Consider the following 13072-nt stretch of genomic DNA (forward strand, 5'->3'; position numbering starts at 1 on the left):
AGCGGCGACACAGCACGCTGGGGCACATCAGCCCAGAGGCCTTCGAGGCCAGGATGTGTGCTTAAACCCGTGTCCACGGCTGCTGGGCAAGATCAACGCCCTGCCCTAGAGACCCGCCGCCAGGTCATCAGCGCCGTGATTTGCGCCTACCCGGGCGGTCGTGAATGCGCCGCTGCCCGCCTCGGCTTGCCGCTCAAGAAGTTCGACAACCACGCCTACGAGACCGCCGGCTGCCGCCCGTTGAACGACCAGCAGATCCTGCTGCTGGAACAGGAGACCGGCACCACCCACCTGGTGGATTACCTGGCCGCCCAGTACGGCGGCTTCTTCGTGCGCCAGGCCGAGGTCGGCGATCTGGACAACCTGGACCTCTACGCCCGTTCAGTGAAGACCGCGGTCAAGCGCGGCTTGGTGGACCAGATCATCGGCCAGGCGCTGGAAGACGGCGTCATCGATGAGAAGGAAGTCGTCCAGATCCTTGGCGCCCACCGCCGGCACCTGGCGGCGCGCGAGGAAGAGGTCTGGGCGGTGATCACGCTGCACGCGGCGCGAGGCAGTGGCCGCAAGCACTAGCCACAAGACACACCCTGAAAGCCTGCCAGGACGGCGGGCACGAAGTCGGCGCGGAGCGCCAGAACCCGGCGAGGCCGGAGCCGCCCCAGGCGGCAGGGAAGAGAGATGGCGTTGTTCAAGAAACAGAAGAAGGGGCAGTTCTGGTGCTGCTTCTGCGGTGCACCCCTGGTCTGCCGGACCAGCTGGTTCGCCCACGTATTCCTGCGCCAGCAGGTATTCCAGTGTCACTTCGCGCCCTGCAGCGCGTCGTTCTATGCGCACACCGAGCTGACCCACCTGGCCAGCCCCAGCGGCCTGCCCAACGCGCCGGCCTGCGAGCTACCGCCCAGCACCAGCCACCTCAACGCCATGGCGCAGAAGGTGTACGCCAGCAGTCTCGCCATCCGCGAGCAGCAGCTCGGTCTGCTCGACGACCAGGAAGAAGCCCAGCAGCCCGCCAGAGAGGACATCGCATCGTGACTACCGCCAACCACCCCGCTGACTACCTCGACACCATGCAGGCCGCTGCCCTGACCTACCTGCGCCGCCATGAGTGCGAGCACCTGGGCCACAGCCAGGCCCTGCTCACCTGCGCCGCCGAACACCTGCAGCTGATGGGCGTGCCGCAATACACCGCCGAGCGCCTGGTGGCCCGCGCCCATGACCAGCTCGAAGCCCTCAAGGGCCATCGCTTTCTGGACATCGATTCCAGCACCGGCGACGTCGTCGTCCTGGTCAACCCGGCCACCGGCCTGCGCTACCGCATCCCGGTCCAGGAGATCTTCGACGCCCTGATCGATGAAGACCCCGGCACCCAGCGCGCCACCCGCTAACCCCCTGACTGCCTGATCCATGCCCGCCTTGCGTGGGTATGGGTGAACTGCGCCTTTTTGCCGCGAGAACCACCATGCCGAACACCCTTCCCGTCCAGATCGAGCTGCCCCCGGCGGTCGCTGAAACCTTCGCCCGCTGGCTCCAGGGCCGCGCCGACTACACCGTCAACCAACACTGGAACGAACCGCGGTACGTGCGCATCGAGGACACCGCCAAACGCCGCGCCGCCATCCTGCGCCGCTTCCCGTCCATGCTCGCCGCCCACCAGACCGCCACCCAGATCCGCGCTCAGCTCGCCCAGGTGGAGTGCTGAGCATGTACGCCATGGATCACCAGCTCCGCGCCGATGTGCTGCAGCGTCTCGAGGGCGACCTCGGGATGCGGCACATCGCCGGGACGAACTACATGCGCAAGGGCGAGTGCCCGGCCTGCCACAAGCGCGAGCTGTTCACCGATCACCGCGCGCCCTGGGTGCTCAAGTGCGGCCGCGAGTCGAAGTGCGGCCAGACGTGGCACGTCAAGGAGCTCTACAGCGATCTGTTCGAGGACTGGTCCGAGCGCTTCAAGCCCACCAGCGACGCTCCGGCCGCCAGCGCCGATGGCTACCTCCAGTTCGCCCGCGGCTTCGACCTGAGCCTGATCAAGGGTTGGTACAGCCAGGAAAACTACTGGGACCGCGCCCAGAGCATCGGCTCGGCCACCGTGCGCTTCGCGCTGGCCAAGGGCGGCTATTGGGAACGGCTGATCGATCGCCCCTCGCGCTTCGGCAAGCAGAAGGCCCGCTTCCAGCCGGGAGCCAGCTACCGCGGCGTCTGGTGGTGCCCGCCGAGCCTGGATCTGCAGACGGTCCAAGAGCTCTGGATCGTCGAGGGCATCTTCGACGCCATCGCCCTGACTCACCACGGCATCGCCGCGGTCTCGGCCATGAGCAGCAACGCCTACCCCGAGCAGTCCCTCAAGGACCTGGCCAACGCGCGTCAGGGCAAGTTGCCGAAACTGGTCTGGGCCCTGGACAACGAGCCCGGCGCCCAGCGCTACACCCGCCGCTGGGCCCGCCAGGCCCGCGAGCTGGGCTTCAAGTGCGAGGCCGCCCAGATCCCGCAACCGGGCAGCCGCAAGGTCGACTGGAACGACCTGCACCAGCGCTGGGCCTTCGAGCCTGACGAGGCGAAGCGCGAGGAGCGCCGCGATCAGGACCTCAAGGAGGCGCGGTACCACGGCGCCCTGCTGCTGGCCGACACCGCCGCGGAGAAGGCGGTGCTGATGTACGAATGGCGCGAGCGCCACGAATTCCACTTCACCTTCGAGAGCCGCCTCTACTGGTTCAAGCTCGACCTGGACAAGTACAACAAGGCCCTCACCCACATCGAGGAGTCCGAGCGCGACGAAGACCGCGAGCTGACCACCAAGCAGCAGCGCGACAAGGCCATGCGCCTGGCCGGCAACGTGGTGGAGATCGCCAACTGCGCGCCCCAGGCGCTGTACTTCCAGCGCAACGAGGTCACCGACGAATCCTGGTACTACTTCCGCGTCGAGTTTCCCCACGACGGCGCCCCGGTGAAGAACACCTTCACCGGCGCCCAGGTCGCCGCCGCCAGCGAATTTAAGAAGCGCCTGCTCAGCATGGCCGCCGGCGCGGTCTTCACCGGCAGCGGTACCCAGCTGGACAAGATCATGAAAGACCAGCTCTTCGGCCTGAAAACCGTGGAAACCATGGACTACGTCGGCTATAGCCGCGAGCACGGCTGCTATGTGTTCGGCGACCTGGCGGTGCGCGACGGCCAGCTGCATCAGGTCAACGACGAGGACTACTTCGACTTCGGCAAACTGCGCCTCAAGACCCTGCAGAAGACCATCGGCCTCAAGCCCAACCCCGCCGCCGGCGACTACCGCAGCGACTGGCTGCCGCTGCTCTGGACCTGCTTCGGTGCCAACGGCCTGACCGCCCTCACCTTCTGGTTCGGCTCGCTGTTCGCCGAGCAGATCCGCGCCCGCTACCAGTCCTTCCCCTTCCTGGAAGCCACCGGCGAGGCCGGCGCTGGCAAGACCACCCTGCTGACCTTTCTCTGGAAGCTGTTCGGCCGGGCCGGCTACGAAGGCTTCGACCCGTCCAAGTCCTCTACCGCCGGCCGCAGCCGCGCCATGGGCCAGGTCGCCGGCATGCCCATCGTGCTGATCGAAGGTGATCGCAACGACCCAGAGAAGGCCCACGCCAAGAGCTTCGACTGGGACGAACTGAAGGACTTCTTCGGCGGCGGCACCCTGCGCACCCGGGGCATGAAGACGGCGGGCAACGAGACCTACGAGCCGCCCTTTCGCGGCACCATCGCCATCAGCCAGAACGCCCCGGTCAGCGCCTCCGAAGCCATCCTCACCCGGATCGTGAAGCTGCACTTCACCCGCCCGGTACTGACCGACGAGAGCCGCGCCGCGGCCGACACCCTGAGCCGTATGGACGGCGAGGCCCTGAGCCATTTCCTGCTGCTGGCCACCCGCAAGGAGGCCGAGGTCCTGGCGCGCTTCCACGAGCTCTTCCCGCAGTACGAGGCCAAGCTGCGCCGCCTGGGCGACACCTGCTTCTGCTGCGGCACCCGCCTGACCGGCGACAGCCATCGCTGCAGCAGCTGCCAGAGCGACCTGGTCGGCCACCTGCGCATCGAGCGGATCGTGAAAAACCACGCCATGTTCCTCGCCCTGCTCGACTGCCTCGCCCTGGTGGTGGCCATCCCCGAGGACATGGTCCGCCAGACCCAGCGCACCATCGTCCGTATAGCCTTGGAACGCCAGGCGGCCATCAGCGCGGATAACCCGGTGGTGACCGAGTTCTGGCAGGTCTACGACTACCTCGAATCCATGAGCAGCGACCCCGTCGTCAACCACAGCGATGACGACCGCGCGATCGCCATCAACCTCAACGAATTCATCGAGCGCGCGGCTGAGCACCGCCAGCGGCTGGCCGACCTGAGCACCTTGCGCGAGCTGCTCAAGGACAGCCGCCAGTTCCGCTACCTGGATAACAAGGTCGTCACCAGCCGCATCCGCAAGAATCAGCGGCGCGCCAATCCCCTGGACACCCGCCCGGACAAGGTCCGCTGCTGGGTCTTCGCCAATCCCGCAGGTCCTGCATGACCGCGACCAGAGTTTCGTCCCGCGTTGCCCACGGCGCGGACATGAAAAAGCCCGAGAGAGCGGCAACTCCCCCGGGCCCTACCACCAACCCCTGGAGAACCATTATGCAAATGATCCAGAGCAGCAGCGCTCACCAGCCTATCACGGCCCACCCCACTCTGGTCCGCCGGTGCCGGGCCACCGCCCTGCTTGGCGAGGCGCTGATCCGCTACCAGGTCAGCAACGCCCTGGGCGATCGCATACACCTCCTCGCCCTGGCCAGCATGGCCAACGCCCTCGGTGCCCTGACTCAGCAGGACGCCGACATCATCAACACCACCTTGGCCAAGCCGGCCCAGCAGCACATGGGAAAGGGAGAATGACCATGAACAACCTCAACCTGATCAGCAACGCCTTCCAGTTCGCCGAGCGCGACGTTCGTACCGCCATCGGCGCCGATGGCGAGGTCTGGTTCTGCGCCAAGGACGTATACGAGGTACTTGGCATCGTCTGGAAAGGTGCGTCGGGCAGTATGAAAAACGTCCCAAAAAAGTGGCAGGGGGTATGCTACTGCCAGACCCCTGGCGGGGGTCAGGAGGTCCTTTTCATCTCGGAACCCGCTGTCTATCAGACCATTTTCGCCTCTCGCAAACCGGAGGCACAGGCGTTTGCCGGATGGGTCTGCGGTGAAGTACTGCCCGCCATCCGCAAGCAAGGTTTCTTCGGCACCGTCCCTGGTCCGCAGCGCGCCGCCTACTCTCGGCAGATCGCCAAGCTCACCCAGCAGCTGGTTGGCACCAAGGACGCCTTCGCTCGCCAGCTCTTCATCGGCGAGCTGCGAGATCTTTGCAACCTGGTAGGCAGGCCGATGCCGGACCTGGCCCTGCTGGGTAAGGACCATCAGCAACTGCCGTTGGGAGTGTGACCCTTGAACACTCTCTTCCTGCTCATGGCCCAGTATCAGGGCGCCGCGGTGGTACCGCTGGAGCGCCTCTGCACCGACTACTTCAGCCACCTGACGCCGACAAAGCTTCGCAGCAAGATCGTCGCCGGCGTCATCGACCTGCCGCTGGTGCGGATCGAGAACAGCCAGAAGGCCGCCCAGGGCGTACACCTCACTGACCTCGCCCGCTACCTGGACGTGCAGCGCGAGCGGGCCGTCCTCGAGAACGACAAGCTGCACAACCGGGCACGCTAGCCCGGGACGCGCGCGCCGAGCACCACCGGCGCCGCGATGATCCTCTCCAGCCAGGGCCATCCCGCATAGGGATCGCCCTGGCCTCTCAGGTGCGTATAGCGCCGCATCGAATTCCAGTCGCGATGGCCCGACACGCTGGCCACCCGCGGAATGTCCCAGTCCATCTCGAACAGCCGGCTCACCCCATCGTGGCGCAGATCGTGGAAGCGTAGATCCTGCAGCTCCAGGAACTGGCAGGCCCGGGTGAATGACGCGGAGATGGAATCACCGTTGTAGGGGAAGATCCGCTCGCACTCGCGCGGCATCGACTGGACAATGGCCCAGGCCTCATCCGGCAGATGGCACCAGACGTGGTTGCCGATCTTCTGCCCCGGATTCTTCATGTCGCGCACCAGCACCGCCTGCCGGCGTTCGTCCAGGTCGTCCCAGCGGATCCGCGTGATCTCCTCCTGGCGGCGGGTGGAGAAGATGGCGAAGGCGATCACCTTGGGCATGTTGATCGACGCCGGCCGGCGCCGCTGCATCTCGAAGAAATGCTCCATCAGCAGGTCCAGCTCCTGGAGCTCCGGCCGCCGATCGCGCTCCTTGCTCTTGCTGACCATGCCCATCTTCTTCAACACCCGGCGAGCATCGGCCATGGCGTGCGGGTCGATCTCGTAGCCCCAGGCCGGCCGCGCGATCGACAGCACGGCTGCCAGGTGCGAGAGGTCATTGCCCACCGTCTGCGCCTGCACCGCGCCGCCCTCGGCGCCCATCCGCCACTGCCCATACTCCACCAGGCGCTGGCTGGTGAGGTCGCGGTCCTGCAGGTCGCCCAGCCAGGTCTCGCCGATGGCCTTCAGCGTCGCCTCCTTGGTCCGGCCGAGGGCGCCGCCATACTGCTCCAGGTACCTGACGATCATCTGCCTCACGGTCGCCCCGCCCCGCGCGGCCCGTTCCAGCGCGCCAGGTTGCGCTAGTTCCGTTTCCCGCTTTTTCACCCACGCCTGGGCGGTCTGCTTCCGGTCGAATGTTTGGGTTTCCTGATAGACTCGGACTCCATCCCGCATGATGCGGACCTGGGCCGTATAGCCCGTGCTGCCATCCCTCCGGCGGCGTGAAGTTATCGTCCCCATTTCGATTTGCTACATCCCTGATTGCCGTTGCTACATTGTAGCAACGCACCTCTGAAAACAGGCTGAAATGTAGCAAAACGGGCCTAGAACAGACGTACCCAGATGCTTGCCGAAACCGCCTCAAACCCAGCAACCACGCGCCCTGAGCCGTCCCGCCGCTTTTCCGTGGCGCCCATGATGGATTGGACGGACCGCCACTGCCGCTATTTCCATCGCCTGCTATCCCAGCACGCCCTGCTCTATACCGAGATGGTCACCACCGGCGCCCTGCTGCATGGCGACGCCCAGAGATTCCTGCGTCATGACGAGACCGAGCATCCCCTGGCCCTGCAGCTGGGCGGCAGCGTGCCGGCCGAACTTGCCGCCGCCGCGCGGTTGGGTGAGCAGGCGGGGTATGACGAGATCAACCTGAACGTCGGCTGCCCCAGCGACCGGGTGCAGAACAACATGATCGGCGCCTGCCTGATGGCCTATCCCGAGCGGGTGGCCGACAGCGTCAAGGCGATGCGCGATGCCGTGGCCATCCCGGTGACGGTCAAGCACCGCATCGGCATCTCCGGGCGGGACAGCTACGACGCCCTGCGGGATTTCGTCGGCCAGGTCGCCGAGGCCGGTTGCCGCAGCTTCACCGTGCATGCGCGCATCGCCATCCTCGAAGGGCTGTCGCCCAAGCAGAATCGCGAGATCCCGCCGCTGCGCTACGACGTGGCCGCGCAGCTGGTGCAGGATTTTCCGGATCTCGAGTTCATCTTGAATGGCGGCATTAAGACCCTGGACACCTGCCGCGAGCAGCTGGAGGTCTTCGATGGGGTGATGCTGGGTCGCGAGGCCTATCAGAATCCCTACCTGCTGGCCGAGGTGGACGCGGCGCTCTACGGCTGCGACCGTCCGCAACAGACCCGCCATGACGTCATGCTGCAGCTGCGGCCCTATGTCGAGGCGCACCTGCAACAGGGTGGTCTCATTCACCACGTCACCCGCCATATCCTGGGCCTGGCGCAGGGGTTCCCCGGCGCGCGGCGCTTCCGTCAACTGCTGTCCACCGATCTGCATCGCAGCCCTGAACCGCTGCGCCTGTATGACGAGGCCACTGAACTTCTCAGGGACCACTGAGTCACGTCTCCACGATGTCCATTCGCTAACCGAAGGAAAGACCTGCCATGAGCAAGCTGGAACAACTCAAGCAATACACCACGGTCGTCGCCGATACCGGCGATCTGGAGGCCATCGCCCGCCTCAAGCCCTACGATGCCACCACCAACCCCTCGCTGCTGCTCAAGGCCGCTGCCCTGCCCCGCTACGAAGAACACCTGCAGGCCGCCTTCAGCGGCGCCAATGGTGACATCGGCCTGGCCTGCGATCGCTTCGCCGTGGCCGTCGGTGGCGAGATCCTCAAGCTGATCCCTGGTCGCATCTCCACCGAGGTGGACGCGCGCCTGTCCTTCGACACCAGCGCCACCCTGGATCGCGCCCACCGCCTGATCGAGCTGTACGAGAAGGCCGGCATCGGCAAGGATCGCGTGCTGATCAAGATCGCCTCCACCTGGGAGGGCATCCGCGCCGCCGAGCAACTGGAGAAGGAAGGCATCCAGACCAACCTGACCCTGCTGTTCTCCTTTGCCCAGGCCGCGGCGTGCGCCGACGCCGGCGTGTTCCTGATCTCGCCCTTCGTCGGTCGCATCTACGATTGGTACAAGAAGGCCGAAGGCCGTGACTACGAAGGCGCGGAAGATCCGGGCGTGAAGTCCGTGACCCGCATCTACCAGTACTACAAGGCCAATGGCTACGACACCGTGGTGATGGGTGCCAGCTTCCGCAACCTGAACCAGATCGAGCAGCTGGCCGGCTGCGACCGCCTGACCATCAGCCCCGAGTTGCTGCAGCAGCTGTCGGAAGCCCAGGGCGACCTGCCGCGCGTGCTGACCGCCGACAGCAAGGGCGGTGAGCCCAAGCAGCAGCTGAACGAGGCGGCCTTCCGCTGGGCGCACAACGAAGACGCCATGGCCACCGAAAAGCTGGCCGAAGGCATTCGCCAGTTCGCGCGCGATCAGGAAAAGCTGGAAGTGCTGCTGCCCGGCAAGCGCTAAGAGCTAACGCGGTCAGTGCCTTTCGAGGGCACTGACCAGATCGCGAAAGGCATTGCGGTTGGATTCATTGAGGCCCATCAAAACCCGATGGGCTTCAAGCACGCGACTGCGCACCTCGGCTTCGGACTGGTCCTGCGGTGGCAGGTCGGTCAGGCAATCCGGGCAAGGCAGTACGGTCTCGACGATGTTGAACACCTGATCGAAACCCATGGAATCCAGCAGGCGCAGGATGTCCGGGTTGTTGGTGGTCAGCATGGGCAGCAGCCCGATGCGCTGCCGCGACAGGATCGACAGCTTGGCCAAGAGGCCCAGGGTGGTGCTGTCGATGCTCTGCGTCTCGGTCAGATCGATGACGATGGACGAGAAATTCAACGACGAGAAGATGTGCTCGATGGTCGCGTCCAGCGCCGAGCAGAGGGTCAGACGCACCTCGCCGGTAAACTTCAGGACGAAGGTGCCATCCTGCTCGGCAAATTGGATTTTTCCGGTGCTCATGCCAGGTTCCTGCTCAACACCAGCAAAGCGATATCGTCGGGCATCTCGGTGACGGATGCCAGATCCAGGGCTTCGCTCAGGCCTGCCAGTGTACCGCCGGCGCGGCGGACGTAGTCGGGCAAGCTGTGTTCTTTCTCTTTCAAATTGTCTCCCGGCAGCAGATCGAAGATGCCATCCGAAAAGAGGGTCAGGCTGAAACGCTCGGGCAGATCCATCTGGTGGTCATTGTAGGTCGCCTCCTGGAACAGGCCGACCGGCAGCCCCTTGCCGACCAGGAACCGCGTTTCTTCCGGGGTATGCAGGACCGGCAAGGGCAGATGGCCACCGATGCTGTACGCCAGGGTACCCGTGGTTTCGTCGATCACGCCACCCAGCATGGTCACGTGCTTGCCCAATTTGCAATCCAGTAGACCCCTGTTGATGTGACCGAGCACATCCGAGGGCTTGAATTCGGGCAGAGTGCCATTGCGCTTGGACTCGTAGAGCAGGCGCGTGGTCATGAACTTGAGCAGCACGGTCACGAAGGCCGACGAGGCGCCATGGCCGGAGACGTCGGCCAGGTAGAAGGCGACGCGGTGCTCGTCGATGCGAAAGTAGTCGACGAAATCGCCGGACAGATACAGCGATGGGATGATCTCGTGGGCGAAGTTCAGCCCCTCGGTTTCCCAGGGCGTCACCGGCAGCATGTTCATCTGCACGTGGCGTCCGGCGTTCTGGTCTTCCTGCAACAGGCTCAGGCTGGCCTGCAGCTCGCGATTGGTGTTTTCCAGCTTGACCCGGTAGCGATCGTTTTCCAGGCGCAGGCGGGCGCGATCCAGGGCGCGGTTGACCGAGTGCTCGAGCACCATGAGGTCTTCCAGCGGCTTGATCAGGTAATCGGCGGCGCCCAGGCGCAGGGCTTCCACGACGTCGCTCATGACACCGGCGCCGGACAGCACCAGCACCGGCGTATCGATGGACAGCTCGCTGATGCGGCGCAGCAGCGTCAGCCCGTCGACCTGCGGCATGCGCAGGTCGCAGATGATCAGGTCGGGCTGTTCGCGCTCGAACATTTCCAGGCCCTGCTGGCCATTGCTGGCCTGCAGGACATTGAAGCCACTGTCTTCGAGATAGTCGGCGAGACTGAGGCGAACCACCTCGTCATCGTCAATGATCAAGAGCGTGGCAGGCGAATTAGACATAGAGGATCCAGGCATGCACCCGAACGGCAAACCGGCGGACAGGATCCGACACGGGCCACGGTGATTACGACACGGCGGAGACACTACTCCCATCCACCGGGGCGTTCAAGCTTGCCAACCGGATGGAATTTCTTTACAGGGTGCCTTTATGGAGTTTATACCTCCAACAAACCGCCATCCATCCTCCCAAGCAGTAGGATTGCCATGAGTACCATCGACCGTTCTTACAGTGAAAAGCGCGATTTCATTCGCATGCACGTCGACTCCAAGGCCGTATTGAAGGTCGGCGACGCCTCCTTCGAGGCGCGCTGCGTCGATCTGTCCAGCACCGGTTTCCAGATCGAGGCCGCCACCAGCCTGCAGGTCGGCGGCAAGGTGACCGTGCTGATCCCCTCCAGCCACGCCGAGCTTCCCGGCCTGGAAGCGGACGCCGAGGTCCTGCGGGTCCAGGCCACCGAGTCGGGCAAGCAGCTGCTGGGCCTGTCGGTGCTGGAAATGCGCTAGGCGCTCTGGCCACAAAAAAGGCAGCCCTCGGGCTGCCTTTTTCATTGGGGCCGGGACTAGAAGTCGTCGACCACCTGGCCATCCTTGACCTTGAACTCACGGGTCTGCAGGTAGGCGTTGCGAATGAACACGTACTTGTCGCCGGTGATCAGGCGCTCGGCCTGCAGCAGACCGGCACGGGTGTCGACGGTGCTGAGGGCGAAGGCGCTGTTGCGCACGGCGACGTCGTCCACGTAGGGATAGGCGCTGGTGTAGCTGTCGGGGATGCGGCCGAGGCCGTCACGCACGCTGCTGGGGCCGAAGAACGGCAGCACCAGGTAGGGACCGCTGCTTGCGCCCCACTTGCCCAGGGTCTGGCCGAGGTCTTCGTCGTTGCGCTGCAGACCGGCCTTGGTGGCCACGTCGACTAGGCCGAGACCACCCAGGGTGGTGTTCATCAGCAGACGCGCGGTATCGACCCCGGCGTGCTCGACCTTGCCTTGCAGCAGATCGTTGGCCAGGTTGCGCACGTCACCCAGGTTGTTGAAGAAGTTGCTCACGCCGGTCTGCACGAAGCCGGGCGTGAAGCGCTGATAGCCCTGGGCGACCGGCTTGAGGGCATAGGTGTCCAGGGTATCGTTGAACACGAAGATCTTGCGGTTGAAGCCTTCCCAGGGATCGGGATTCTCGGCTTCGGCCGCCATCGCCTGACCGGCAAACGTCAGGGCCGTTGCAAGGAGCGCTCCCCAAACCCTGGAACCACGTCGCTCGACCGTCATCGCTTCTCTCCTCGTTGCACTCAGACGCCTGAAAGGCGCCGATTATAGTCATAGCTTTGCCAGTTTGGCTTAGGGCCAGGCTCAGTCACTCGATCTTTGACCCAACGTTGCGGTCAAAGAGTTCGGACACAGGAGAAACGCCATGACCACCTCTCATCTGCAGGAACAACTCGACCACCTCCGCCACCAGCTGGACCAGGATCCGCCCGCCTCGCCCGAGGACCGGGAGGAACTGGAGCTGCTGATCCGGGACATCGAATTCCAGCTGGCCAACGAAGACGCCACCCATACCCGGGATGGCAGCCTGGTGGAAGGCGTCAATCTGGCCGTGGAGCGCTTCGAGGTCAGTCACCCGACCATGGCCGGCACGCTCCGCTCGATCATGAACAGCCTGAGCAGCATGGGCATCTGATCACTGCCGGACGTAACGCTCCGCGGCGGGCTGGATGGCGTCACTACTTCGGTAGGGATTGATGTCCAGTCCGCCACGCCGCACATAGCGGGCGAACACGGTCAACTTCGCCGGCTTGAGCAGCCGCCACAGATCCAGATAGATGCGCTCGACGCATTGCTCGTGGAAATCCGCATGCTGGCGGAAGGCGACCAGGTAGCGCAGCAGGCTCGCCGGCTCCAGCGCCAACCCCTCTTCGTACTCGATCACCACGGTGCCCCAGTCCGGCTGGCCGGTGACCGGGCAGTTCGACTTGAGCAGGTGGCTGTATAACCTCTGACTATTCCGGGCTTCACCCACGCTCAGCAGTTCAGGCTGCGGGTGGGCGTAGCGATCCAGGCTGATATCCAGCTCATCGACGCACTGGCCATCGGGGCGTTGCACACCACGGGCCGCCCAATCGTCCAGCGACACCAGGCCGACGCCGACGGTCCCCCCGGCCGCGGCGCTCAGGTCCTTGACCAGTACGGTTTCGAGTTCGGCCAGGCTGACGAACGCCGACTGATTCAGGGAATTGAGGTACAGCTTGAAGGACTTGGACTCGATGATGTTCGGCGAATCGGCCGGGATGGCGAATTCGCCGATGGCCACCACCGGCTTGCCGGAAGGCAGCAGCCAGGACAGCTCGTAGCAGGTCCAGACGTCCACGCCGCGAAACGGCAGGTCCTGCCCGTCCAGGCCCAGCTCCGCCCACTTGGGCGCGCGCGGAATCGGATACAGCAGCTCCGGGGCGTACTGGCTGACGTACTCGGTGCTTTTGCCCAGGGGCGATTGTTCTACGCTATGCAT

The 13072-nt window shown here is 64.7% G+C and carries 17 protein-coding genes; 12 read left to right on the plus strand and 5 right to left on the minus strand.

Annotation, left to right across the window (positions count from 1 at the left end):
• Positions 1–69: 69 nt before the first annotated feature.
• The 8 genes from EC839_RS03185 (at position 70) to EC839_RS03220 (ending at position 5692) form a co-directional block, all read left to right on the plus strand.
• The gene (locus EC839_RS03185) at positions 70–573 is read left to right on the plus strand and encodes a YmfL family putative regulatory protein (RefSeq protein WP_132832195.1); all 504 of its coding nucleotides are present in this window, start codon (positions 70–72) and stop codon (positions 571–573) included.
• Positions 574–678: 105 nt separating this feature from the next.
• Positions 679–1032 (plus strand): hypothetical protein, encoded by a 354-nt coding sequence (locus tag EC839_RS03190; RefSeq protein ID WP_051119496.1) that lies wholly within the window; start codon positions 679–681, stop codon positions 1030–1032.
• On the plus strand, positions 1029–1385 hold the full coding sequence (locus EC839_RS03195; protein WP_007162941.1) for a hypothetical protein: 357 nt from the start codon (positions 1029–1031) through the stop codon (positions 1383–1385). The genes EC839_RS03190 and EC839_RS03195 overlap by 4 nt, the downstream gene beginning before the upstream one ends.
• A 74-nt stretch (positions 1386–1459) precedes the next feature.
• Positions 1460–1699, plus strand: coding sequence for a hypothetical protein (locus tag EC839_RS03200; RefSeq protein WP_007162942.1), 240 nt, complete (start codon positions 1460–1462; stop codon positions 1697–1699).
• A 2-nt stretch (positions 1700–1701) separates the two neighbouring features.
• Positions 1702–4515, plus strand: a complete 2814-nt coding sequence (locus EC839_RS03205; RefSeq protein WP_132832196.1) for a toprim domain-containing protein — start codon at positions 1702–1704, stop codon at positions 4513–4515.
• 104 nt (positions 4516–4619) lie between these two features.
• Positions 4620–4877: a hypothetical protein gene (locus tag EC839_RS03210; protein ID WP_007162944.1), complete on the plus strand. Its 258-nt coding sequence runs from the start codon at positions 4620–4622 to the stop codon at positions 4875–4877.
• Positions 4878–4879: 2 nt separating this feature from the next.
• On the plus strand, positions 4880–5419 hold the full coding sequence (locus EC839_RS03215; protein ID WP_051119497.1) for a BRO family protein: 540 nt from the start codon (positions 4880–4882) through the stop codon (positions 5417–5419).
• A gap of 3 nt (positions 5420–5422) precedes the next feature.
• Positions 5423–5692, plus strand: a complete 270-nt coding sequence (locus tag EC839_RS03220) for a pyocin activator PrtN family protein (protein ID WP_007162946.1) — start codon at positions 5423–5425, stop codon at positions 5690–5692.
• Here the strand turns inward: EC839_RS03220 and EC839_RS03225 are convergent.
• Positions 5689–6807 carry a tyrosine-type recombinase/integrase gene (locus EC839_RS03225; RefSeq protein ID WP_039976465.1) on the minus strand — a complete coding sequence of 373 codons (1119 nt, stop codon included), beginning with the start codon at positions 6805–6807 and terminating at the stop codon, positions 5689–5691. The two genes, EC839_RS03220 and EC839_RS03225, sit on opposite strands and share 4 nt — an antisense overlap.
• A gap of 102 nt (positions 6808–6909) precedes the next feature.
• On the opposite strand from EC839_RS03225, the gene dusA reads away from it, so the two are divergent.
• Both dusA and tal read left to right on the plus strand, forming a co-directional pair.
• Entirely contained in the window at positions 6910–7920 is a 1011-nt protein-coding gene (dusA, locus tag EC839_RS03230) for a tRNA dihydrouridine(20/20a) synthase DusA (protein WP_132832197.1), read from the plus strand.
• A 47-nt stretch (positions 7921–7967) separates the two neighbouring features.
• Positions 7968–8894 carry a transaldolase gene (gene tal / locus EC839_RS03235; RefSeq protein WP_007158387.1) on the plus strand — a complete coding sequence of 309 codons (927 nt, stop codon included), beginning with the start codon at positions 7968–7970 and terminating at the stop codon, positions 8892–8894.
• A gap of 12 nt (positions 8895–8906) precedes the next feature.
• Here tal and rssC read toward each other — a convergent pair whose 3' ends face one another.
• A complete protein-coding gene (rssC, locus tag EC839_RS03240; RefSeq protein ID WP_007158388.1) occupies positions 8907–9389 on the minus strand; it encodes an anti-sigma factor antagonist RssC in 483 nt (160 codons plus the stop codon).
• A complete protein-coding gene (gene rssB, locus EC839_RS03245; RefSeq protein WP_007158389.1) occupies positions 9386–10570 on the minus strand; it encodes a two-component system response regulator RssB in 1185 nt (394 codons plus the stop codon). Before rssB ends, rssC begins: the two co-directional genes overlap by 4 nt.
• A 204-nt stretch (positions 10571–10774) precedes the next feature.
• Between rssB and EC839_RS03250 the strand changes: the two genes are divergently transcribed.
• Entirely contained in the window at positions 10775–11074 is a 300-nt protein-coding gene (locus EC839_RS03250) for a PilZ domain-containing protein (protein ID WP_007158390.1), read from the plus strand.
• Between the two features lie 56 nt (positions 11075–11130).
• On the opposite strand, the gene EC839_RS03255 is transcribed toward EC839_RS03250, so the two are convergent.
• On the minus strand, positions 11131–11757 hold the full coding sequence (locus tag EC839_RS03255; RefSeq protein WP_007158391.1) for a VacJ family lipoprotein: 627 nt from the start codon (positions 11755–11757) through the stop codon (positions 11131–11133).
• A 217-nt stretch (positions 11758–11974) separates the two neighbouring features.
• Here EC839_RS03255 and EC839_RS03260 point away from each other — a divergent pair, with 217 nt between their 5' ends.
• A complete protein-coding gene (locus tag EC839_RS03260; RefSeq protein WP_007158392.1) occupies positions 11975–12244 on the plus strand; it encodes a DUF4404 family protein in 270 nt (89 codons plus the stop codon).
• On the opposite strand, the gene queF is transcribed toward EC839_RS03260, so the two are convergent.
• Positions 12245–13072, minus strand: coding sequence for an NADPH-dependent 7-cyano-7-deazaguanine reductase QueF (gene queF, locus EC839_RS03265; protein WP_007158393.1), 828 nt, complete (start codon positions 13070–13072; stop codon positions 12245–12247).

Source organism: Pseudomonas sp. JUb52, from assembly GCF_004341115.1.
GTDB classification, from domain to species: domain Bacteria; phylum Pseudomonadota; class Gammaproteobacteria; order Pseudomonadales; family Pseudomonadaceae; genus Chryseomonas; species Chryseomonas oryzihabitans.